Consider the following 25,532-nt stretch of genomic DNA (forward strand, 5'->3'; position numbering starts at 1 on the left):
AGGAAGTTTGGAATTGAAAAAAATCGCCCTTATTTTAGATGGCATTGTAGCAAAAAATTTTTTAGACTTGGTGCTAAGGCATTATTCTAATCATAATTTTTATATAGTGGTTGTCAAAGATGAGAGCCTTATCCCTAAAAACTACCCGAGCACTTTCGCTTTTCATTGTTTTGATGCGACTTCTAGTTTCAGGCTTTTGCAAGTGTTAAACGATGAGGTGAGCGATGCGTTTTTAATCATACAAGATTTTAAAGAACAGCGCATCATTCATAAAATCATTCAAACCCATTTCAAACGCATGCGCGTGGTTTTGAGCGTGAAAAAAGATGGTGAAAAAACCTTAGAAAATAATGAAGAAAATAAAGATGAAAAGCTTATTTTGATTGATGAATTTGAAGTTTTAGCCAATAAATTCATTTCTCGTTTGCCCAATATCCCTAGCACCCCTAGAGAGTTTGGGTTAGGCAAGGGCGAGATCATGGAGATTGATGTGCCTTTTGGGAGTATTTTTGCTTACAGACACATTGGCTCTATCAGGCAAAAAGAATACAGGATTGTAGGGCTTTATCGCAACGATGTTTTGTTGCTCTCCACTAAGTCTTTAGTCATCCAACCACGAGACATTCTCTTAGTGGCGGGTAATCCTGAAATTTTAAACGCGGTGTATCATCAAGTCAAAAGCAATGTGGGGCAGTTCCCAGCCCCCTTTGGTAAGAGCATTTATTTATACATTGATATGCGCTTACAAAGCCGAAAAGCGATGATGCGCGATGTGTATCAAGCCTTGTTTTTGCACAAGCATTTAAAGAGCTACAAGCTCTACATTCAGGTTTTACACCCCACTAGCCCTAAGTTTTACCATAAATTTTTAGCGTTAGAAACCGAAAGCATTGAAGTGAATTTTGATTTTTACGGGAAAAGTTTTATCCAAAAACTCCATGAAGACAATCTCAAAAAAATGGGCCTAATCGTGGTAGGCAGAGAGCTTTTTTTCTTCAAAAAACACCGAAGAGCCTTGTATAAAACAGCCACCCCGGTTTATAAAACCAACACTTCCGGCTTGTCTAAAACCTCTCAAAGCGTGGTGGTATTGAATGAAAGCTTGGATATCAATGAGGACATGTCTTCAGTGATCTTTGATGTGTCTATGCAAATGGATTTGGGCTTGTTGCTCTATGATTTTGACCCTAACAAGCGCTATAAAAACGAGATTGTCAATCATTATGAAAATTTAGCCAACACCTTTAACCGCAAGATTGAGATTTTCCAAACCGATATTAGAAATCCTATCATGTATCTCAATTCTTTAAGAAATCCCATTTTGCATTTCATGCCTTTTGAAGAGTGCATCACGCACACGCGCTTTTGGTGGTTTTTATCCACTAAAGTGGAAAAATTAGCGTTTTTAAACGACGATAACCCTCAAATTTTTATCCCTGTAGCGGAGTGAAAGAATGCAAGAAATTGTAATCCCTTTAAAAGAAAAAAGCTATAAAGTGTTTTTGGGGGAACTGCCTGAAATAAGATTGAAACAAAAAGCCCTCATCATTAGCGATAGCGTCGTGGCCGGGTTGCATTTATCGTATTTATTAGAGCGCTTGAAAGCCTTAGAAGTCAGAGTGTGCGTGATAGAGTCCGGGGAAAAATACAAGAATTTTCATTCATTAGAGCGCATCTTAAACAGCGCCTTTGAAATGCAATTAAACCGCCATTCTTTAATGATAGCCCTTGGTGGGGGAGTGATAAGCGATATGGTGGGGTTTGCGAGCAGTATTTATTTTAGGGGGATTGATTTTATTAATATCCCTACGACTTTACTCGCTCAAGTGGATGCGAGCGTGGGGGGGAAAACAGGGATCAATACGCCTTATGGCAAGAATTTAATCGGATCGTTCCACCAGCCTAAAGCGGTTTATATGGATCTAGCTTTTTTAAAAACCCTTGAAAAAAGGGAATTTCAAGCAGGGGTGGCTGAAATCATTAAAATGGCGGTGTGTTTTGATAAGAATTTAGTGGGAATATTAGAAACAAAGGATTTAAAAGATTGTTTAGAAGAAGTAATCTTTCAAAGCGTCAATATCAAAGCTCAAGTCGTTGTGCAAGATGAAAAAGAGCAAAATATTAGGGCTGGGTTGAATTATGGGCATACCTTTGGGCATGCGATAGAAAAAGAGACTGATTATGAGCGATTTTTGCATGGCGAAGCGATCGCTATTGGCATGCGCATGGCTAATGATTTAGCCCTTTCTTTAGGCATGCTCACTTTAAAAGAATACGAACGCATAGAAAATTTATTGAAAAAATTTGATTTGATATTCCATTACCAAATCATTGATCTTCAAAAATTTTACGAACGCTTGTTTTTAGACAAAAAAAGCGAAAATAAGACAATCAAATTCATTCTGCCTAAAGGCGTTGGAGCGTTTGAGGTTGCCTCTCATATCCCTAAAGAAACGATTTTAAAGGTGTTAGAAAAATGGCATTAAGGGTATTATTATTCTTTTGTTTTTTGTTTTTACAAGCAGAAGATAAAAGCCAAGAGCTATTGTCCATACAAAAACAAATGGCTTTGGTGGATAAAAAACTCGCCAAAGACGATAATGTGTGGTTGAAAAAATTTGAAAACTACAAGATCTACAATCAGATTTATACTGAAAAAGAGAGCGTGAGACAGGAATTAAGGCGTTTGAAAGCTAAAAAAAACAGGGATCTATTAAAGATTAGCACCTTAGAGCATACCCTAAAGGCTTTAGAGTCCCAACAAAAAATGTTTGAAAGCTATGGGGTCAATCCTTTTAAGGACTTGATAGAGCGCCCCAATATCCCCAATATCCCTAATATCGCTAACCCTATTGCGATCATTGATGGCATTTCTTTCATTAAAAGCATGCGTTTAAAGCATGAAAGTCTTAAAAATAACCAGACTGCTTTAGAAGAAGTTTTAAAGCTTTTAGATCAAAAACACCAGCTTTTAAATGAGTGGCACGCCTTAGATAAAAGCGCGAAACTAAGCGATGAAATTTATCAAACTCAAGCCAAACGCTTAGAATTGCAAGGGGCTCAAAACATTTTAAAAACCACGATTGGGATCTTTCAAAAAGACAGCGATGAAGCCATAAGCATTGTTAAATCTCAAGTTAAAAACCAGCTTTTTAAATTGGTTTATGTGTTTTTAGCCGCCCTTTTGAGCGTGGTGTTTGCGTGGATTTTAAAAATCATTTCCAGTAAATACATTGAAAATAACGAGCGCGTCTATACCGTGAATAAAGCCATTAACTTTGTGAATGTGAGCGTGATCATTTTAATCTTTCTTTTTTCTTATTTAGAAAATGTTACTTACTTGGTCACGGTTTTAGGCTTTGCGAGCGCGGGCTTAGCGATTGCGATGAAAGATTTGTTCATGAGCTTGCTTGGGTGGTTTATTATTTTGATCGGAGGGAGCGTGCATGTGGGCGATAGGGTGCGTATCGCTAAGGGGACTGATATTTTTATTGGCGATGTGTTGGATATTTCTATGTTGCACATTACGATTTTAGAAGATGTAACTTTCACCACTTACACGAACAACAGGAGAGCGGGCCGAATTATCTTTGTGCCTAATAATTATATTTTCACCACCATGTTTGCTAATTACAGCCATTTTGGGATGAAAACGGTTTGGGATGGCGTGGATTTTTGCGTTACATTTGATTCTGATTTTAAAAAAGCTTCTAAAATTGCGCTCAATATCGCTACAGAATTGTCTAAAGAATACACGGATATTACCTATAAACAGCTCAATAAAATGCGCGATCGGTATTCTTTAAGGAGTTTGAGTGTGAAGCCTCGATGCTTTTTGATGCCTGAAAGTAATGGGATAAAAATCTCGGTGTGGTATCAAACCAATTCGTATGCGACCATGTCTTTAAGGAGCAAGATTGTGGCTGAAATTGTTGAAGCCTTTTTGAAAGAAGAAAATATCCATATCGCTTATACGACCAGCAAGCTGCTTAAAGTGGATGCTGATTTTTTAGGCGATGGTTTTGGGAATAAAAGGGAACAAAAATGAAAAAAGTCTATTTCAAAACTTTTGGGTGCAGGACGAATCTTTTTGACACGCAAGTGATGGGCGAGAATTTAAAGGATTTTAGCGCGACCTTAGAAGAACAAGAAGCCGATATTATTGTGATCAATTCTTGCACCGTGACCAATGGGGCCGATAGCGCGGTAAGGAGTTACGCTAAAAAAATGGCGCGATTGGATAAGGAAGTGCTATTTACCGGCTGTGGGGTGAAAACCCAAGGCAAAGAGCTTTTTGAAAAAGGGTTTTTAAAGGGCGTTTTTGGGCATGATAATAAAGAAAAGATTAACGCGCTTTTACAAGAAAAAAAGCGTTTTTTTATAGATGACAATTTAGAAAACAAGCACTTAGACACCACGATGGTGAGCGAGTTTGTGGGTAAGACTAGGGCGTTTATCAAGATCCAAGAGGGCTGTGATTTTGATTGCAATTATTGCATTATCCCAAGCGTGAGAGGGAGGGCTAGGAGTTTTGAAGAGAGGAAAATTTTAGAGCAAGTGGGTCTTTTATGCTCTAAAGGGGTTCAAGAAGTGGTTTTAACCGGCACCAATGTGGGGAGCTATGGGAAGGATAGAGGAAGCAATATCGCACGATTGATTAAAAAATTAAGCCAGATTGCTGGATTAAAACGCATAAGGATTGGGAGCTTAGAACCTAATCAAATCAACGATGAATTTTTAGAGCTTTTAGAAGAGGATTTTTTAGAAAAACATTTGCATATCGCTTTACAGCACAGCCATGATTTCATGCTAGAGAGAATGAACCGAAGAAACCGCACTAAAAGCGATAGGGAATTATTAGAGGTAATCGCTTCTAAGAATTTTGCTATTGGCACGGATTTTATTGTGGGGCATCCGGGCGAGAGCGGAAGCGTTTTTGAAAAAGCGTTTAAAAATTTAGAAAGCTTGCCTTTAACGCACATCCACCCCTTTATTTATAGCAAACGAAAAGACACCCCCTCTAGCTTGATGACTGATAGCGTGAGTTTGGAAGATTCCAAAAAGCGTTTGAATGCGATTAAAGATTTGATTTTTCATAAAAATAAGGCGTTCAGGCAATTGCAACTCAAGCTCAACACGCCCCTAAAAGCTTTAGTGGAAGTGCAAAAAGATGGCGAATTTAAAGCCTTAGATCAATTTTTCAACCCCATTAAAATCAAAAGCGATAAGCCTTTAAGGGCTAGTTTTTTAGAAATCAAAGAGTATGAAATTAAGGAGAGGGAAAATCATGCCGTTTTCTAAATTTTTAGAAAACCTCACCGCTCCCTTTAAACGCATCAAAAACCGCTCGCTTGTTTTGGCGTTAGGGTTTTTGATCCTTACTTTTTGCTTGCTTCTTTTTTTAGTTTTGAGCGATGTTTCTAGGCTCATATCGGGTAAGGACTTTTTTTATGTGATCCAATCTCACCCCAAACAAACTTTAATTGAAGATGAAAATTATTTTTATGCTAACAAGGGTCTTTATAAAACCAACAAAGAAGCCTTTTTAAGAGCCTATAAAATCCCAGAAAGCATGCCCATAGAAAAACGAGAAAATTTAAGCAAGGTTTCTAAAATGAATTTAGCGTTGCTTTTTTTCATTTCTAGCATGCTTTTTGGGATCTTTTGGCGCTTGCCCAAACGATTGGATACTAAAATGAGTTTGGAGAGCGCGACTAAAAACGAATTAGAAAATGCATTCCAGCGATACGATGCGCTAGGGGTGCGTTTTGAAGACATTGCAGGGGTGGATGAAGTCAAAGAAGAATTATTAGAAGTGATAGATTATTTAAAAAACCCTAAAAAATACCAGGATTTAGGGATTTTCCTCCCTAAAGGGGTGCTTTTAATCGGGCCTCCTGGAGTGGGGAAAACGATGATCGCTAAAGCGTTAGCGAGTGAAGCTAGAGTGCCGTTTTTTTATGAAAGCGGGAGCGCGTTTTCTCAAATTTATGTGGGGGCTGGGGCTAAAAAAGTGCATGAACTTTTCATGCATGCTAAAAAGCATGCCCCCTCTATTATTTTCATTGATGAAATTGACGCTTTGGGTAAGGCTAGGGGAGGGCATCGAAGCGATGAAAGAGAGGCCACGCTCAATCAGCTTTTAACCGAAATGGATGGGTTTTTACAAAACGATGAGGTGGTGGTGATAGGAGCGACTAACCAAATGGAAGTGATGGATGAAGCGCTATTAAGGAGCAAGCGCTTTGATCGGCGCATTTTCATTTCTTTACCGGATTTACTAGAAAGGCAGAGCATTTTAGAAAAGCTGTTAGAAAACAAAAAACACGCGCTCAATTATCTTAAGATCGCTAAAATTTGCGTGGGTTTTAGCGGGGCGATGTTAGCGACTTTAATCAATGAAAGCGCTCTAAACGCCCTAAAACACCAACGAAACGAAATCACTGAGAGCGACATTTTAGAAGTGAAAGACAAGATCGCTTACGGCAAGAAAAAGCCCCAAACCTTAGACGAAAACCAAAAGGAATTAGTCGCTTTGTATCAAAGCGCGAAAGCTTTGAGTGCGTATTGGCTAGAAATTGAATTTGATAAAGCGCCAATATTAGGGGAATTTATCGCTTTTAATGAAAATAAAATCCATAGCGAGAGCGAGATAAAAAATTACATTAAAGTGTATTTGAGCGGGACGATTATTTTAGAGTTGCTTTATAAGGAGCGTTATAGCCTGTCTAAACAAGACTTGCAAAAAGCGAAATTTTTGAATGAATTTATGGCTAGCGAGCTTCTTTTAACCCCTACAAAAGAGTCTTTAAGCGTTCTTTATGAAGAGCAATTGGAGTTTTTAAAACCGCAAATTGCGGCTTGCAAGCGATTGAGCGTTTTATTATTAGAGCAAGAATGTTTAGAGCATGCAAACTTCTATGATTTGTTGAACGGATGAAAATGCGTTTTTTTAGTGGTTTTGGGTTTATTAATGAAAGCGTTTTGTTTGAAGAGTGGCTTTTAAAAGGGGCTTATGATGTGTCAGGCTTTTCTATGGGGGCGATTAAGGCGATAGAATACGCTTATAATGAAACCTTACAACAACGGCGCATCCATTCCTTGTTATTGTTTTCGCCTTGCATGTTAGCGCATAAGAGTTTGGCGTTCAAACGCTTGCAACTTTCTTCGTTTCAAAAAGATCCGCAAAATTACATGGATAACTTTTATCAAGCAGTGGGCTTGAGCGCTCAATTGGAGCGTTTTAAAAAAGAGGGTTCTTTAGAAGAATTAGAATTTTTATTGGATTATAAGTATAATGGTTCTATAATTAGATTTTTATTAGAAAAAGGCGTGAAGATTGAAGTGTTTATCGGTTTAAAAGATAGGATCACTGACATTCAAGCCCTTTTAGAATTTTTTATGCCTTTAGTTCAAGTGTGGCAGTTTAAGGATTGTAACCATTTGTTGCAAAAATCTTAAAAAAGGTGGAAGATGAAAAAATTTGGTTTAGGGGTGTATTTGCTTCTTTTAGGTATTTTGGGCGGCTCTTTGATCATTCTAGGAGCGATAGTCGCACCCATTGTTTTCAAAGCTTCAAGCATTTTACCCGAATTGAATCTAACTCCCTTTGAGAGCGGGAAACTCATGGCGCAAATCTTTGTGCGTTTCAATTATCTTTTGGGCGCGATGGGGTTTATAGTGTTACTTTATGAAATCGTTTCGTTTATTTATTATAAAAGATCGTTAGTGTATTTGATCCTTGGCGTGGCGATAGGGGCGTTGTGCTTGCTCTTTGTTTTTTATTACACGCCTTATATTTTAAACGCTCAAAAAATAGGCGAAGTTGCGCTTCAAAGCGCTGAATTTGCCCGCTCGCACGCTCAAAGCGAATGGCTGTTTAAGGAATTGTTCGTGCTGGTGTGTGCTTTGTTTTTTTGGCGCTTGTTTAGCAAAAACTCGGCTTGATTAAAGGGGAGAGTTTTTGTTACTATCTAAGCAAAAAGAAAGCAGCATTTAATGAAAAAGTTTAAAAAGAAATCAAAAAGTATAAAACGATCGCATCAAAAAATCATCTTAAAGCGTTCTTTATGGCTTGCACCTTTACTCATCAGTGGGTTTGCTAGTGGGGTGTATGCGAATAATTTATGGGATTTGTTAAACCCAAAGGTGGGGGGTGAGTATGTGCATTGGGTTAAGGGCAGTCAGTATTGCCCATGGTGGGAATTTGCAGGGTGTTTGCGCAATGTATGGGGGGCAAATCACAAAGGCTATGACGCTGGAAATGCCGCTAATTATCTATCTTCTCAAAACTATCAAGCTATTTCTGTGGGCAGTGGGAATGAAACGGGGACTTATAGCTTAAGCGGTTTTACTAATTATGTTGGGGGCAATCTCACGATCAATCTAGGCAATAGCGTTATTTTAGATTTAAGCGGTTCTAATAGTTTCACTTCGTATCAAGGTTATAATGAGGGAAAAGATGATGTAAGTTTTAATGTTGGCACAATCAATTTAAACGGCACTTTAGAAGTGGGCAATCGTGTAGGATCAGGAGCAGGCACGCACACAGGCACAGCCACTTTAAATTTGAACGCCAATCAAGTCAATATCAATTCCAATATCAGCACGTATAAAACTTCGCAAGTGAATGTGGGCAATGCTAACAGCACCATTACCATCGGTTCGGTTTCTTTAAGTGGGGATACTTGCAGTTCGTTAGCTAGTGTTGGCGTAGGGGCTAATTGCTCTAGCTCTGGACCTAGCTATTCTTTTAAAGGAAATGTAAGCGCTACTAACACGACTTTTAGTAATGCAAGCGGTAGTTTCACTTTTGGAGAGAACGCTACTTTTAGCGGGGCGAAATTGAATGGGGGGGCATTCACTTTCAATAAAGGATTTAGCGCTACCAATAACACCGCCTTTAATAGCGGTAATTTCACTTTTGAAGGTGCAAGCTCTTTCAATGGCACTTCGTTTAGTAACGCTGCATACACTTTTGACAATCAAGCCACCTTTCAAAACAGCTCTTTTAATGGGGGGACATTCACTTTCAATAACCAAAACAATCAAACTAATAACGCTCAGCACCCCCAAATAGCATTTGAAAACAGCTCTTTTAGCGGCAGCGCTACCACTATCAAGGGTTCTGTGAATTTTCAACAGGCTTTTAACAACTCAAACCACCAGCTAACGATCCAAAACGCTTCGTTCAATAACGCCACTTTCAACAATACCGGTAAAATCACCATAGAAAAAGATGCGAGCTTTAATAATACGGCATTCAACACTTCTATTGACACAAACAACATGACCATTACCGGCAGTGTTATTTTAAGCGGTAAGAATGACTTGAAAGATGGTGCAACCCTTAATTTTGGGAGTTCAAAAGTAACTCTCACTCAAGGGACGATTTTTAACCTCACCACTTTGGGGAGCGAGAAGAGCGTAACGATTTTAAATTCTGGTGGGATCACTTATGCTAATCTTTTAAACCATGCGCTCAATGGCTTGACAAACGCCCTAAAAACGAGCGAAAGTTCTTCAGAGCCACAAAGTTTCGCTCAAGGTTTGTGGGATATGATCACTTACAATGGGGTTACCGGACAGCTTTTGGGTGAAAACACTACGACATCTAAACCCGTTGACTCTTCGCCCCCTAAATCCTCTTCAAACTCTACGCAAGTCTATCAAGTGGGCTACAAAATAGGGGATACCATCTACAAATTACAAGAAACTTTTGGCCCTAATTCCATCATTATCCAGGCTTTAGAGAGTGGGACTTACACGCCGCCCCCTACCATCAGCGGCTCACAATTTAACTTATCCACTTCAAATTATATTAATGCTGACATGCCTTGGTATAACCATAAATATTATATTCCTAAATCTGAAAATTTTGCAGAGAGCGGGACTTATTATTTGCCAAGCGTTGAAATATGGGGGAGCTTTACCAACTCGTTTAAGCAAACCTTTAGCGCGAATAATAGTAATTTAGTGATTGGGTATAACTCAACATGGACTGGAAATAGCGTTTCTTCTAACGAAACGGTGTCTTTTGGGGACACTTCAGGGAGCGTTCTTTCTGGGCATTGCGGGCCTTGGCCCTATTACCAATGCACAGGCACGACTGATGGCACTTATAGCGCTTATCATGTGTATATCACAGCGAATCTGCGTTCTGGCAATCGTATAGGCACCGGTGGGGCAGCCAATCTAGTCTTTAATGGGGTAGATAGTATCAATATCGCTAACGCTACTATCACGCAGCATAACGCCGGGATTTATTCAAGCTCTATGACTTTTTCCACGCAAAACATGGACAATTCGCAGAATTTGAATGGCCTAAATTCTAACGGCAAGCTTTTGGTGTATGGCACCACTTTCACTAACCAAGCCAAAGACGGGAAATTCATTTTCAATGCGGGGCAAGCGACTTTTGAAAACACCAACTTTAATGGAGGGAGTTACCAATTCAGCGGCGATAGCTTGAATTTTTCAAATAACAACCAGTTCAACAGCGGTTCGTTTGAGATTAGCGCAAAAAACGCTTCGTTCAATAACGCTAATTTTAACAACAGCGCTTCTTTTAATTTCAATAATTCTAACGCAACCACTTCGTTTATGGGGGATTTCACTAACGCTAATTCAAATTTGCAAATCGCCGGGAATGCTGTTTTTGGGAACTCTACCAATAGTGATGGCTCTCAAAATACCGCTAATTTTAATAATACCGGCTCTGTTAATATTTCTGGGAATGCAACCTTTGATAATGTGGCTTTTAATGGCCCTACGAATACGAGCGTGAAAGGGAAAGTTACTTTAAATAATATCACTTTAAAAAACTTGAACGCTCCTTTGTCTTTTGGCGATGGAACGATTGCTTTTAGCGCTCATTCGGTGATTGATATTGGTGAAGCTATCATTAATGGCAACCCTATCACCCTTGTAAGCTCTTCTAAAGAAATTGAATACAACAACGCTTTCAGTAAAAATCTATGGCAGCTCATCAACTACCAAGGGCATGGGGCAAGCAGTGAAAAACTCGTCTCTAGCGCGGGTAATGGCGTCTATGATGTGGTGTATTCTTTCAATAACCAAACCTACAATTTTCAAGAGATTTTTTCACCCAACAGCATTTCTATCCGGCGTTTGGGCGTTAGCATGGTGTTTGATTATATGGATATGGAAAAATCGGATCACTTATATTATCAAAACGCTCTCGGTTTTATGACCTACATGCCTAACAGCTATAACAATAATTTAGGGAATGCAAACAACACCATTTACTATTACGACAACAGCATTGATTTTTATGCGAGCGGGAAAACTCTATTCACTAAGGCGGAATTTTCTCAAACGTTCACCGGGCAAAACAGCGCGATCGTTTTTGGGGCTAAAAGCATATGGACAAATGCGAGCGATGCACCGCAATCTAATGCAATCATTCGCTTTGGGGACAATAAGGGAGCAGGGAGTAATGATGCGAGCGGGCATTGCTGGAATTTGCAATGCATAGGCTTTATTACAGGGCATTATGAAGCGCAAAAGATTTACATCACCGGTAGCATTGAAAGCGGGAATCGCATTTCTAGCGGTGGGGGTGCGAACCTTAATTTTAACGGGCTTCAAGGCATTCTTTTAACGAACGCGACTTTGTATAATCGCGCCGCTGGCACGCAAAGCTCTTCTATGAATTTTATCTCTAACAGCGCGAACATTCAGGCTCAAAACTCCTATTTTATAGACGATACCGCGCAAAATAAAGGCAACCCTAATTTCAGTTTCAACGCTTTGAATCTGGATTTTTCTAACAGCTCTTTTAGAGGCTATGTGGGGACAACGCAATCTGTTTTTAAATTCAATGCTACTAATGCGATCAGTTTCACCAACAGCACGAATTTAAGCTCTGGTTTGTATCAAATGCAAGCTAATAGCGTGTCGTTTGACAATTCCAATTTAAGCGTTTCAGTGGGGACAAGCAGTATTAAAGCCAATGCGATCAATCTTTCTCAAAACGCCTCTATCAATGCGAGCAACCATTCAACCTTAGAACTTCAAGGCGATTTGAATTTGAACGACACCAGCTCGCTCAACCTCAACCAAAGCACGATTAATGTTTCCAATAACGCCATGATCAACGATTATGCGAGCTTGATTGCGAGTAATGGCTCTCACCTTAATTTTAACGGAGCGGTTAATTTCAATTCAGCGAATATTACTACGAGTTTGAGTGATTCTTCTATCGTGTTTAAGGGAGCGAGCTTTTTAGGAGGGCAGTTTAATTTAAGCAATAACTCTTCTTTAGATTTTCAAGGCTCTAGCGCTATCACCTCTAACACGGCGTTTAATTTCTATGATAACGCTTTTTCTCAAAGCCCCATCACTTTCCATCAAGCCCTTGATGTTAAAGCGCCCTTGAGTTTGGGAGGCAACCTTTTAAACCCTAACAACAGCAGCGTGCTGAATTTGAAAAACAGCCAGCTTGTTTTTAGCGATCAAGGGAGCTTGAATATCGCTAACATTGATTTACTAAGCGATCTAAACGATAATAAAAATCGTGTGTATAACATCATTCAAGCGGACATGAATAGTAATTGGTATGAGCGTATCAGCTTCTTTGGCATGCGCATCAATGACGGAATTTATGACGCTAAAAACCAAACTTATAGTTTCACTAACCCCCTTAATAACGCCCTAAAAATCACCGAGAGCTTTAAAGACAACCAATTAAGCGTTACGCTCTCTCAAATCCCGGGTATTAAAAACACGCTTTATAACATTGGCTCTGAAATCTTTAACTACCAAAAAGTTTATAACAACGCTAATGGTGTGTATTCTTATAGCGATGATGCACAAGGCGTGTTTTATCTCACTAGCAATGTGAAAGGCTATTATAACCCTAATCAATCCTATCAAGCTAACGGCAGCAATAACACTACGAAAAATAACAATCTAAGCTCTGAGTCTTCTATCATCTCGCAAACCTATAACGCGCAAGGCAACCCTATTAGTGCGTTACACATCTATAACAAAGGCTATAATTTTAATAATATCAAAGCGTTAGGCCAAATGGCGCTCAAACTCTACCCTGAAATCAAAAAGATATTAGGGAATGATTTTTCGCTTTCAAGTTTGAGCGGTTTAAAAGGCGATGCGCTAAACCAGCTTACCAAACTCATCACCCCTAGCGATTGGAAAAACATTAACGAGTTGATTGATAACGCAAACAATTCGGTCGTGCAAAATTTCAATAACGGCGCTTTGATTATAGGAGCGACTAAAATAGGGCAAACAAACACCAATAGCGCGGTGGTTTTTGGGGGCTTGGGCTATCAAACACCTTGCGATTATACTGATATTGTGTGCCAAAAATTTAGAGGCACTTATTTAGGGCAGCTTCTAGAGTCTAGCTCGGCTGATTTGGGCTATATTGACACGACTTTTAACGCTAAAGAAATTTATCTTACCGGCACTTTAGGGAGTGGGAACGCATGGGGGACTGGGGGGAGCGCGAGCGTAACTTTTAACAGCCAAACTTCGCTCATTCTCAACCAGGCTAATATCGTAAGCTCGCAAACCGATGGGATTTTTAGCATGCTAGGCCAAGAGGGCATTAATAAGGTTTTCAATCAAGCCGGGCTCGCTAATATTTTGGGCGAAGTGGCGGTGCAATCCATTAATAAAGCCGGGGGATTAGGGAATTTGATAGTAAATACGCTAGGGAGTGGTAGTGTGATTGGGGGGTATTTAACGCCTGAACAAAAAAATCAAACCCTAAGCCAGCTTTTAGGGCAGAATAATTTTGATAACCTCATGAATGATAGCGGTTTGAACACGGCGATTAAGGATTTGATCAGACAAAAATTAGGCTTTTGGACCGGGCTAGTGGGGGGATTAGCCGGACTAGGGGGCATTGATTTGCAAAACCCTGAAAAGCTCATAGGGAGCATGTCCATTAATGATTTATTGAGTAAAAAAGGGTTGTTCAATCAGATCACCGGCTTTATTTCCGCTAACGATATAGGGCAAGTCATAAGCGTGATGTTGCAAGATATTGTCAAACCGAGCAACGCTTTAAAAAACGATGTAATGGCTTTAGGCAAACAAATGATTGGCGAATTTTTAGGCCAAGACACGCTCAATTCTTTAGAAAGCTTGCTGCAAAACCAGCAGATTAAAAGCGTTTTAGACAAAGTCCTAGCGGCTAAAGGCTTAGGGCCTATTTATGAACAAGGTTTGGGGGATTTGATCCCTAATTTTGGTAAAAAGGGGCTTTTCGCTCCCTATGGTTTGAGTCAAGTGTGGCAAAAAGGGGATTTTAGTTTCAACGCGCAAGGCAATGTTTTTGTGCAAAATTCCACTTTCTCTAACGCTAATGGAGGCACGCTTAGTTTTAACGCAGGGAATTCGCTCATTTTTGCCGGAAACAATCATATCGCTTTCACTAACCATTTTGGAACGCTTCAATTATTGTCCGATCAAGTTTCTAACATTAACATCACCACGCTTGATGCAAGCAACGGCCTTAAGATTAACGCCGCTAATAACAATGTTTCTGTGTCTCAAGGCAATCTGTTTGTCAACGCTAGCTGCGCGCAACAAAGCGATCCAACTACAACTAACGCTACAAACCCTTGCACGCTTAGCGCCCAAAGCGCGAATGGCGCTTCTTCTAATAACGCGTCAAATAACGCGCCAATCGCCTTGAACAATAACGATGAGAGCTTGATGGTTACGGCGAATGATTTCAATTTTTCAGGCAATATTTATGCTAACGGGGTGGTTGATTTTTCAAAAGTTAAAGGCTCTGCAAACATTAAAAACCTGTATCTTTACAATAACGCTCAATTCCAAGCCAACAACCTCACGATTTCCAACCAAGCGGTGTTAGAGAACAACGCTAGCTTTGTAACGAATAACTTAAACATTCAAGGGGCGTTTAACAACAACGCCACGCAAAAAATAGAGGTGCTTCAAAATTTAGTGATCGCTTCAAACGCTTCTTTAAGTACCGGGATTTATGGGTTAGGAGTAGGGGGGGTTTTGAATCATTTTGGAACGATTAATTTCAATTTAGAAAATTCTCAAACACCTGCAATGCCGCTCATTCAAACAGGAGGCGTGATCAATCTTAATGCTACTCAAACGCCTTTTATCAATGTCAATAACAGCATGGCCAATAATACGACTTACACTTTATTAAAAAGCAGCCGTTACATTGATTACAATATCAACCCCGATAGCTTGCAATCGTATTTGAAGCTCTATACCTTAATCAATATCAACGGAAACCACATAGAGGAAAAAAACGGCGTATTGACTTATTTGGGCCAACGGGTTTTATTACAAGATAAGGGGTTATTATTAAGCGTAGCGTTACCTAATTCAAATAACGCTTCTCAAAACCATATTTTAAGCCTTTCTATCCTTTATGACCAGATTAAAATGTCTTATGGCGATAGGATCATGGACTTTACCCCCCCTACCTTACAAGATTACATTGTGGGCATTCAAGGGCAAAGCGCGCTCAATCAAATTGAAGCTATAGGGGGGAATAACGCTATCAAGTGGCTTTCAACATTGATGATGGACACTAAAGAAAACCCGCTTTTTGCACCGATTTATTTAAAAAACCACTCTTTGAATGAAATCTTAGACGCAACAAAAGATCTTCAAAACACCGCAAGCTTGATTTCTAACCCTAATTTTAGAAATAACGCTACCAACCTTTTAGAATTGGCGAGTTACACCCAACAAACCAGCCGTTTGACAAAACTCTCTGATTTTAGGGCTAGAGAGGGAGAGTCTGATTTTTCTGAGCGCTTGTTAGAGCTTAAAAACAAGCGTTTTAGAGACGCTAACCCTAGCGAAGTTTTTGTCAAATACTCTCAACCTAACAAACACCCAAATAACCTTTGGGTTCAAGGGGTGGGGGGAGCGAGCTTTATTGCTGGAGGCAATGGCACGCTTTATGGCTTGAATGCGGGCTATGACCGATTGGTTAAAAATGTGATCCTTGGGGGTTATGTGGCTTATGGCTATAGCGACTTTAACGGGCGTATCATCCATTCTTTGGCGAATAATGTGGATGTGGGGGTGTATGCGAGGGCTTTTTTAAAAAGGAACGAATTCACTTTGAGCGCGAATGAAACTTATGGAGGCAATGCGACAAATATCAATTCTTCTAATCCCTTGCTCTCTGTAATCAACCAACGCTACCATTACAACACTTGGACAACGAGCGTGAACGGGAATTACGGCTATGATTTCATGTTCAAACAAAAAAGCGTGGTGTTAAAACCTCAAGTGGGCGTGAGCTATCATTTTATAGGCTTGAGCGGGATGAAAGGCAAAATGAATGATGCCGCTTACAAACAATTTGTCATGCATTCAAACCCTTCTAACGAATCGGTTTTAACGCTCAACTTGGGGTTAGAGAGCCGTAAATATTTTGGTCAAAATTCCTATTATTTTGTAACGGCTAGGTTGGGTAGGGATCTTTTGATCAAATCCAAGGGCGATAATGTGGTGCGTTTTGTGGGTGAAAACACTTTATTGTATCGCAAGGGGGAAGCTTTTAACACTTTTGCGAGCGTGATTACAGGGGGTGAGATGCATTTGTGGCGTTTGATGTATGTGAATGCGGGGGTGGGGCTTAAGTTAGGCTTGCAATACCAAGATATTAATCTAACCGGGAATGTGGGCATGCGAGTGGTGTTTTAGCTTTTTTGCTATAATGCTTCGTTCAAATTTTATGGTTAGGTTTTTCTATGTTTAATTATGAAGAGCTGTTTCAAACTTACAAAACCCCTTTTTACCTCTATGATTTTGACAAAATCAAACAGGCTTTTTTGAGTTATAAAGAGGCGTTTAAGGGGCGTAAATCGTTGATTTGTTACGCTTTAAAGGCGAATTCTAATTTGAGTATCCTTTCTTTATTGGCAAGTTTAGAGAGTGGGGCGGATTGCGTTTCTCTAGGCGAGATACAAAGGGCTTTAAAAGCGGGCATTAAACCTTATAGAATCGTGTTTAGCGGGGTGGGTAAGAGCGCGTTTGAAATAGAGCAAGCCCTAAAACTCAACATTTTATTTTTGAATGTAGAGAGTTTTATGGAATTAAAAACGATTGAAAAAATCGCTCAATCTTTAGGGATAAAGGCTCGAATTTCTGTTAGAATCAACCCCAACATTGACGCCAAAACGCACCCTTATATTTCTACCGGATTGAAAGAAAACAAGTTTGGCGTAGAAGAAAAAGAAGCCTTAGAAATGTTTCTTTGGGCTAAAAAAAGCGCGTTTTTAGAGCCTGTTAGCGTGCATTTTCATATCGGCTCGCAGCTCTTAGATTTAGAGCCGATTATAGAAGCGAGCCAAAAGGTGGCTAAAATCGCTAAATCTTTGATCGCGCTAGGGATTGATTTGCGTTTTTTTGATGTGGGTGGAGGCATTGGCGTGAGCTATGAAAATGAAGAGACTATCAAGCTTTATGATTACGCGCAAGGGATTTTAAACGCGCTTCAAGGCTTGGATTTGACCATTATTTGTGAGCCGGGGCGTTCGATCGTGGCTGAGAGTGGGGAATTGATCACGCAGGTTTTGTATGAAAAAAAGGCTCAAAACAAGCGCTTTGTAATCGTAGATGCGGGTATGAATGATTTTTTACGCCCCAGTTTGTATCATGCTAAGCATGCTATAAGGGTTATAACGCCATCTAAGGGGCGTGAGATCTCGCCTTGCGATGTGGTAGGGCCTGTGTGCGAGAGCAGCGACACTTTTTTAAAAGACGCCAATTTGCCAGAATTAGAGCCAGGCGATAAATTAGTCATAGAAAATGTTGGGGCTTATGGCTCTAGCATGGCCAGTCAATACAATTCGCGCCCCAAACTCTTAGAATTAGCCCTAGAAGATCACAAAATCAGAGTGATAAGAAAAAGAGAGGCTTTAGAAGATTTATGGCGGTTAGAAGAAGAAAGCTTAAAAGGGGTTTGATTAGATGCAAAAGAATTTGGATAGTCTTTTAGAAAATTTAAGGGCTGAAATTGATGCATTGGATAATGAATTGAGCGATCTTTTAGACAAACGCTTAGAAATCGCTTTAAAAATCGCGCTTATCAAACAAGAAAGCCCCATTTATTGCCCTAAAAGAGAACAAGAAATTTTAAAACGACTCAGCCAAAGGGATTTCAAGCATTTGAATGGAGAAATTCTTACGGGTTTTTATGCAGAGGTTTTTAAGATTTCTAGAAAATTTCAAGAAAACGCCCTCAAAGAGTTAAAAAAATAAAAGAGAGTTGCCATGTTTGAAAAAATTACCCTAGCGCATAAGGACTTGTTTTCAAGGTTTTTAAGCGCTCAAAAAATCGTTTTATCAGATGTGAGTTTTACCAATTGCTTTTTATGGCAGCACGCAAGGCTCATTCAAGTGGCGGTGATTAGGGATTGTTTGGTGATTCAAACCACTTATGAAAATCAAAAACCCTTTTATTTCTATCCTATCGGTAAGAATGCGTTTGAATGTGTGGAAGAGCTTTTGGAATTAGAAAAAAATTTAAGATTCCACTCCCTGACTTTAGAGCAAAAAGACGATTTGAAAGACAATTTTGTAGGGGTGTTTGATTTCACTTACAACCGAGACAGGAGCGATTATGTTTATTCTATTGAAGAACTAATCGCACTCAAAGGGAAAAAATACCATAAGAAAAAAAACCACCTAAACCAGTTTTTAACCAATTACGCGAATTTTGTTTATGAAAAAATTTCTTCTCAAAATAAAAAGGAAGTTTTAGAAGCTTCTCAAGCGTGGTTTTTAGAAAGCCAAACCGATGATATAGGGCTAATCAACGAAAATAAGGGCATTCAAAGCGTGTTAGAAAATTATGAAAGCTTGGATGTGAAAGGGGGGCTTATTAGGGTTAATGGAGAAATAGTCTCGTTTAGTTTTGGAGAAGTCTTAAACGAAGAGAGTGCACTCATCCACATTGAAAAAGCCCGCGCAGATATTGCAGGTGCGTATCAAATCATCAACCAGCAATTGCTTTTGAATGAATTTAGCCATCTAACTTACGCTAACAGAGAAGAAGATCTGGGATTAGAGGGCTTAAGAAGGTCTAAAATGAGCTATAATCCGGTGTTTTTGATAGACAAATACGAAGCGGTTGCTAGAAATTAAATGATTTTTGGGGATTTTAAATATCAAAAAAGCGTTAAAAAACTCACAGCCACTAATCTTAATGAGCTTAAAAACGCCCTGGATTTTATCTCTCAAAATAGGGGTAAGGGGTATTTTGTGGGGTATCTTTTATATGAAGCGCGTTTAGCGTTTTTAGATGAAAATTTTCAAAGCCAAACCCCTTTTTTGTATTTTGAACAATTTTTAGAAAGGAAAAAATATTCTTTAGAGCCTTTAAAAGAGCATGCGTTTTACCCTAAAATCCACAGCTCTTTAGATCAAGAAACTTATTTCAAGCAGTTTAAAGCCGTTAAAGAGCATCTCAAAAACGGCGATACCTATCAAGTGAATCTCACGATGGATTTATTTTTAGACACTAAAGCCAAACCAAAGCGCGTTTTTAAGGAAGTGGTACACAACCAAAACACGCCTTTTAAGGCTTTGATAGAAAATGAGTTTGGGAGTATTTTAAGCTTTTCGCCGGAATTGTTTTTTGAATTAGAGTTTTTGGATACAGCGATTAAGATTATCACAAAACCCATGAAAGGCACGATCGCTCGCTCAAATAACCCCTTGACAGATGAAAAAAACCGATTGTTTTTGCAAAATGACGACAAAAATAGAAGCGAAAATGTGATGATCGTGGATTTATTGCGTAACGATTTGAGCTGCTTGGCCTTAAAAAATAGCGTGAAAGTCAATCAATTGTTTGAAATCATCAGCTTGCCGAGCGTGTATCAAATGATAAGCGAGATTGAAGCTCAATTGCCCCTAAAAACAAGCTTGTTTGAGATTTTTAAGGCGTTGTTCCCTTGCGGATCGGTTACCGGATGCCCTAAAATCAAAACCATGCAAATCATTGAATATTTAGAAAAACGCCCTAGGGGGGTGTATTGTGGGGCGATAGGCATGATTGAAGAAAAAAAAGCCCTTTTTAGCGTGCCTATCCGCACTTTAGAAAAAAGAGCGCGCGAAGATTTTTTGCATTTGGGGGTAGGGAGTGGGGTAACTTATAAAAGTAAAGCTTCAAAGGAATATGAAGAGAGCTTTTTAAAATCCTTTTTTGTGATGCCTAAAATAGAATTTGAGATTATAGAGACGATGAAAGTTATCAAAAGGGATCAAAAATTAGAGATTAACAATAAAAACGCCCATAAAGAACGCTTAATGCATAGCGCTCAATATTTTAACTTTAAATACGATGAAAATCTTTTGGACTTTGAATTAGAAAAAGAAGGGGTTTTAAGGGTTTTATTGAATAAAAAGGGCAAGCTCATTAAAGAATATAAACCCCTAGAGCCTTTAAAAAGCCTAGAAATCCGTTTGAGTGAAGCCCCCATTGACAAACACAACGATTTTTTATACCACAAGACCACTTACGCCCCTTTTTATCAAAAGGCTCGAGCGCTCATTAAAAAAGGCGTTATGTTTGATGAAATCTTTTATAACCAGGATCTAGAACTCACTGAGGGCGCTAGGAGCAATCTTATTTTAGAAATCCACAACAGGCTTTTAACCCCTTATTTCAGCGCGGGCGCGCTAAACGGGACGGGTGTTGTGGGGTTGTTAAAAAAGGGTCTTGTTGAGCATGCTAGCTTAAAATTGCAAGACTTGCAAAGAGCGGCTAAAATTTATTGCATTAATGCACTATATGGCTTAGTGGAAGTGGGAATAAAATAACTATAAAAATAGAGCAACTAAAACCTCATTTTTAGAAATAGGTTACCCAATGGAGCAAAAAAGTTAAAACTCGCCCACAATAATCATAATGATTAAAGTTTTCACATTCATTATAGATCCATTTACACAATTATTTTATAAATCCAATAGAGGGTTTTTAGGAACTCTCATCAAAAAACAAGGAATATAACATGAGACATGGAGATATTAGTAGCAGCCCAGATACTGTGGGTGTAGCGGTAGTTAATTATAAGATGCCTAGACTCCACACTAAAGAACAAGTGTTGGAAAATTGTCGCAATATCGCTAAGGTGATTGGTGGGGTCAAACAGGGTTTGCCCGGATTGGATCTGATTATTTTCCCCGAATACAGCACGCATGGGATCATGTATGACAGACAAGAAATGTTTGACACAGCCGCAAGCGTTCCTGGAGAAGAAACCGCAATCTTTGCTGAGGCTTGTAAGAAAAACAAGGTTTGGGGAGTGTTCTCTTTGACGGGGGAAAAACATGAGCAAGCCAAAAAGAATCCCTATAACACTTTGATTCTTGTCAATGATAAGGGTGAGATCGTGCAAAAATACCGCAAAATCTTGCCTTGGTGTCCTATTGAATGCTGGTATCCTGGGGATAAAACTTATGTGGTTGATGGGCCTAAGGGCTTGAAAGTTTCTTTGATCATTTGCGATGATGGGAACTACCCTGAAATTTGGCGCGATTGCGCGATGCGTGGGGCAGAACTCATTGTGCGCTGTCAAGGCTACATGTATCCGGCTAAGGAGCAACAAATTGCGATAGTGAAAGCCATGGCGTGGGCTAATCAATGTTATGTAGCGGTAGCGAATGCGACCGGCTTTGATGGGGTGTATTCCTATTTTGGGCATTCTAGCATTATTGGTTTTGATGGGCATACTTTGGGCGAATGTGGGGAAGAAGAAAATGGTCTTCAATACGCCCAACTTTCCGTGCAACAAATCCGTGATGCGAGGAAATACGACCAAAGCCAAAACCAACTCTTCAAACTCTTACACAGGGGTTATAGTGGGGTTTTTGCTAGTGGCGATGGGGATAAGGGTGTGGCAGAATGCCCTTTTGAGTTCTATAAAACTTGGGTTAATGACCCCAAAAAAGCTCAAGAAAATGTAGAAAAAATCACTCGTCCAAGCGTGGGTGTGGCCGCTTGTCCTGTGGGCGATTTGCCCACGAAATAAGGGCAAAAGGAGGGGGGGTTTCATAGAAGCTTAAAGCATTTTTAATATCTTTTTTTAGAACGCTTAAAAACCACCAAAAAGTTACAAATATTTCGTTAAAGACAGATTATTGATTTTGTTCGTGGAAGCCAGAACGGCGTTATAATTGTTAGTGAGATTGGAAAACTTGTTATAAGTTTCTGCCATATCTGTGCCGGTCGTTTCCCCACGAATGCTTTGAACTTGCGTTTTTAAAACTTCATTGCGCCTGATAATGTTCTCAAACGCCTTGCCATGAGCGCCGTTTTTAGCGATCATTTTTTCTATGTGATCGCTCAAGTGATCTATAAGGGTGATGCCATTTTGAATGCCTAAATTACGCATGTCGCTAGAATAAGTATCCCCTAAAGCGTCCGGGCGATAAATCCCTTTTCTGACAGAAGTAATAACGCCCTCTAATTGATCAAAAAAATTCACGCTAGGCTTGTCAATAATCAGAGCGTTATTAGCGTTTAATTTAAGGCTTGGTTTGTCGCTGTGCAAGGCGTTTTGAGAAAAATCATTTGCATCTTTATCAAAAAGCATGAACTGCATTTTTGTGTTTGAATGCATGTTGTCTTGGATCATTATTTTGCCATCTTCATTCAAATTGACAGAAAGGTTGTCTTTAGCTTGTTTTAACAATCCAATAAAGCACTCCTTGCTTTCTTTTGAAGTGGGGTTATCGCTGATTTGTTGGTAGATGGTTGGGTCAGTGTTGCTGTAATTGAGCGCGATACTCATCGCATCCATGAGCTGCCTGTAAGTGACTTCATTGGGTTTAGAAGCTTGAATGTCAGCGGTTGTGGGGTCATAAAGCGGGATTTTAACGCCATTAGGCAAACTCAAAAAAGCCCCATTATTATCCAAGTTTATTTGCGCTTTTAAAAATAAGCCATTCACATCGTTTAATTTCATGTTAAAAACGCTATTTTCTAAACTCCCCTTAGCGACCTCACTCAGTTTAGTAGAGCCATTAGCCGCGCCATTTTGAGCGATCTGAGCGACATTGCTTTCTAATTTGGCCCCTTCTTTATTGAAGTAGGTTTTTTGGTATTCGCTCGCGTTATTAGTGGGGATACCGGCCACTTCTAGCCCTTTTTGATCTAGGGTGCTTAAAGCCAAAGAAATAGGCGATTCTTTAGAAGAATTGTCAATGATCCTCAAACGCCCGTTTGTTGCAATTTCCACATCCACTTCATTATTGAAGCGTTCTTTAATCGCGTCTTTCAAATCTTTAATCGTAGAGTTTTTCACATCTAAAAGAATGGGAATATCCAAATTAATAGGGAGGTTTGGGATTTTAATAGCACTTGAATTGTCCAAACGGCTGGCGTTGATTTTTAAAGTTTTCACCTTATCGCCAAAAATCTCGCTCAATTTAGTGTTTTTGTTGGCTAAAACATTGTCTTTAGTGACAAACACGCTAGGGATTTCAAACACCTTGGGATTATACATGTTAGGTACCGCTTTAACTTGACTCAAACTCCTATCCGTTACAAACGCGCTTTTGACATATTCAGTAACCCTTTTACCGCTTGAACGCAAGGCGTCTAAATCATCAAAATCCCCATCGCTAGAAATCAAATGAAAATCCAAATTTTCACTGCCGGGGGTTAGGTTTTTGATCTCAATTTGCCCCCAATTATTCAAACTCACATCCACGACTTTATTTTGCGAAGTGTTCCCATAAGCGTGAGCGATTTTATCTAATAAATCGCTCACTTTAGTCGCGCTTTCTTTGTTCTGGTAGGCTTTAGAGAGCGGGAATTTTTCTTTAAAACTAGAGCCATCAGGCCTAACGCCTTGCAAATAAAAAAACTCTTTAGGGTCATTAGTGGGGTCTTTATCGTTATCGCCAATGAGTTCTCTTAAGGTATCGCTGGGTTTAATGAAAACTTCTTCAGGCAATGAAGAATGCTCTAAAGCGTCCATCACATCAGGGTGGAGCTTGTTTTGATTGAATAATTTAATGTTGGTGGTGATGAGTTTGTGCTTGTCTTTATCTGCACCTAAAAACAAATCTTGCCCGCTGATATTATAAGGCACAAGGTTATCAGAGCTGATTAGCGCGTTTAAATCTTCGCCATTGCCATGGTATTTCCCATTACTATCAATGGGAGGTCTATCCACCTTACTGCCCCCAAATAAAAATTCTCCCCCTATGGAGGTGTTAGCAACATTCATCATATGCTCCCTCAAGCGTTCTAAATCGTTAGCGATAGCGGCGCGAGAAGTTTCTGAATGCACATCGTTAGCGGATTGGATGAGTTTGGTTTTAAATGCCTCCATCGTTTTAGAAAATTCTTGCAAGGCTTTGTCGGTATTGAGCGTTGAAGTGTAAGCGTTTTGAGCCACATCAATGCCTTGATCTAAGGTGTTTTCTTCGTATTGGAATTTTAAATTCTGGTTGTTAATGTCGCTGTTTTGATAACCGTAACGGATTTTTAGCCCTGAAGCGATCTGCGTGTTAGCGTCGTTGATTTTATTTTGTAAAGCGTTTTGATAGTGATTCATTTGGTTGTATTTTGAGCCAAAGGTAACGCGCATGATCAAATCCTTATTGGTTTTTTAACAAACAAGCTAAAAGTATTCCAAAATAAGCTTAATAACAATTGCGAGTGGTTTGAGTGGGGCAATGCGGGTTAATAATGGTGGGTTAAATGGGGTGTTTTTGAGTAAAAAAATTCTTTTAATGTGGATTTAATCTCAATTTAAAGTTACATTTTAGCAAATACTCACTATAATAAGCGTTTATTTTAAAAAGAGCGTTCAATTTTTAAGGAATAGAAATGTCATACGCAATATTCAAGCATGGCGGTAAGCAATATAAAGTCGTTGAAGGCGATATTGTTTTATTGGACAAAATGGATAAAGAGCCTAAGGCTTTAGTGGAATTAGTGGAAGTGTTAGCCGTATCCAAAGAGGGCAAGCTCTCTTGCGGGAAACCCTTTGTGAATGGGGCTAAAATTGAAGCGGAAGTGATCAATGAAGGGCGCGGCAAAAAAGTCATCACTTTCAAAAAACGCCGCCGAAAAGACAGCAAAACCAAGCGTGGTTTTAGAAGAGATTTCACTCGTGTGAGAATCACTAAAATTGTAGCATAAAGGAGTATTAAACAATGGCACACAAGAAAGGTCAAGGGAGCACGCAGAATAACAGAGATTCTGCAGGAAGACGCTTAGGCGTGAAAAAATTTGGCTCAGAATTTGTGAGAGCAGGGAATATTATCGTGCGCCAAAGAGGCACTAAAATGCATCCTGGTAATAATGTGGGCATGGGGAAAGACCATACCTTATACGCGCTCATAGATGGCGTTGTGAAGTTTGAGCATAAAGACAGAAACCGCAAGAAGGTTTCTGTGGTTAGTCAAAATTTTGGGGAATAGGGTAACCTTTAAAGGTCAATTAAACCTTTGGGTGTTTGTTAAACGCCTATAAACGCAATAAAATATTTATAATTTAGATCTCTATC

General features: G+C 39.4%; 16 protein-coding genes. 15 read left to right on the forward strand and 1 reads right to left on the reverse strand.

The window, feature by feature from the left end:
• Positions 1–13: 13 nt before the first annotated feature.
• From QT76_RS02315 to QT76_RS02375, 13 genes are all read left to right on the forward strand, one after another.
• On the forward strand, positions 14–1,450 hold the full coding sequence (locus QT76_RS02315; RefSeq protein ID WP_050578746.1) for a COG3400 family protein: 1,437 nt from the start codon (positions 14–16) through the stop codon (positions 1,448–1,450).
• A gap of 4 nt (positions 1,451–1,454) precedes the next feature.
• Positions 1,455–2,486, forward strand: coding sequence for a 3-dehydroquinate synthase (aroB, locus tag QT76_RS02320; protein WP_033616433.1), 1,032 nt, complete (start codon positions 1,455–1,457; stop codon positions 2,484–2,486).
• Positions 2,477–4,048 (forward strand): mechanosensitive ion channel family protein, encoded by a 1,572-nt coding sequence (locus QT76_RS02325; RefSeq protein WP_033616434.1) that lies wholly within the window; start codon positions 2,477–2,479, stop codon positions 4,046–4,048. The genes aroB and QT76_RS02325 overlap by 10 nt, the downstream gene beginning before the upstream one ends.
• Entirely contained in the window at positions 4,045–5,301 is a 1,257-nt protein-coding gene (gene mtaB, locus QT76_RS02330; protein ID WP_033616435.1) for a tRNA (N(6)-L-threonylcarbamoyladenosine(37)-C(2))-methylthiotransferase MtaB, read from the forward strand. Before QT76_RS02325 ends, mtaB begins: the two co-directional genes overlap by 4 nt.
• The gene (locus QT76_RS02335; protein WP_033616436.1) at positions 5,288–6,940 is read left to right on the forward strand and encodes an AAA family ATPase; all 1,653 of its coding nucleotides are present in this window, start codon (positions 5,288–5,290) and stop codon (positions 6,938–6,940) included. Before mtaB ends, QT76_RS02335 begins: the two co-directional genes overlap by 14 nt.
• A gap of 2 nt (positions 6,941–6,942) precedes the next feature.
• Positions 6,943–7,461, forward strand: coding sequence for a pimelyl-ACP methyl ester esterase BioV (gene bioV / locus QT76_RS02340; protein WP_033616437.1), 519 nt, complete (start codon positions 6,943–6,945; stop codon positions 7,459–7,461).
• Between the two features lie 12 nt (positions 7,462–7,473).
• Complete coding sequence (locus tag QT76_RS02345) at positions 7,474–7,947, forward strand: DUF4149 domain-containing protein (protein WP_033616438.1); 474 nt, start codon at positions 7,474–7,476, stop codon at positions 7,945–7,947.
• Between the two features lie 51 nt (positions 7,948–7,998).
• Positions 7,999–16,704 carry an immunomodulatory autotransporter protein ImaA gene (imaA, locus tag QT76_RS02350; protein WP_033616439.1) on the forward strand — a complete coding sequence of 2,902 codons (8,706 nt, stop codon included), beginning with the start codon at positions 7,999–8,001 and terminating at the stop codon, positions 16,702–16,704.
• A gap of 47 nt (positions 16,705–16,751) precedes the next feature.
• Positions 16,752–17,969 (forward strand): diaminopimelate decarboxylase, encoded by a 1,218-nt coding sequence (gene lysA, locus QT76_RS02355; RefSeq protein WP_033616440.1) that lies wholly within the window; start codon positions 16,752–16,754, stop codon positions 17,967–17,969.
• Positions 17,970–17,973: 4 nt separating this feature from the next.
• Positions 17,974–18,264: a chorismate mutase gene (locus QT76_RS02360; RefSeq protein ID WP_001171375.1), complete on the forward strand. Its 291-nt coding sequence runs from the start codon at positions 17,974–17,976 to the stop codon at positions 18,262–18,264.
• Between the two features lie 12 nt (positions 18,265–18,276).
• Positions 18,277–19,149 carry a DUF2156 domain-containing protein gene (locus tag QT76_RS02365; protein WP_033616441.1) on the forward strand — a complete coding sequence of 291 codons (873 nt, stop codon included), beginning with the start codon at positions 18,277–18,279 and terminating at the stop codon, positions 19,147–19,149.
• Entirely contained in the window at positions 19,150–20,829 is a 1,680-nt protein-coding gene (locus tag QT76_RS02370) for a bifunctional chorismate-binding protein/class IV aminotransferase (protein ID WP_033616442.1), read from the forward strand. It begins immediately after the preceding gene.
• Between the two features lie 191 nt (positions 20,830–21,020).
• On the forward strand, positions 21,021–22,040 hold the full coding sequence (locus tag QT76_RS02375) for an aliphatic amidase (RefSeq protein ID WP_001215710.1): 1,020 nt from the start codon (positions 21,021–21,023) through the stop codon (positions 22,038–22,040).
• 81 nt (positions 22,041–22,121) lie between these two features.
• Here QT76_RS02375 and flgL read toward each other — a convergent pair whose 3' ends face one another.
• A complete protein-coding gene (flgL, locus tag QT76_RS02380; protein ID WP_033616443.1) occupies positions 22,122–24,608 on the reverse strand; it encodes a flagellar hook-associated protein FlgL in 2,487 nt (828 codons plus the stop codon).
• Between the two features lie 242 nt (positions 24,609–24,850).
• Here flgL and rplU point away from each other — a divergent pair, with 242 nt between their 5' ends.
• Positions 24,851–25,165, forward strand: coding sequence for a 50S ribosomal protein L21 (rplU, locus tag QT76_RS02385; RefSeq protein ID WP_000119318.1), 315 nt, complete (start codon positions 24,851–24,853; stop codon positions 25,163–25,165).
• A gap of 14 nt (positions 25,166–25,179) precedes the next feature.
• Positions 25,180–25,446: a 50S ribosomal protein L27 gene (gene rpmA / locus QT76_RS02390; RefSeq protein WP_000940618.1), complete on the forward strand. Its 267-nt coding sequence runs from the start codon at positions 25,180–25,182 to the stop codon at positions 25,444–25,446.
• Positions 25,447–25,532: the final 86 nt, after the last annotated feature.

This window comes from Helicobacter pylori SA37A, assembly GCF_000476015.1.
GTDB lineage: Bacteria > Campylobacterota > Campylobacteria > Campylobacterales > Helicobacteraceae > Helicobacter > Helicobacter pylori_DB.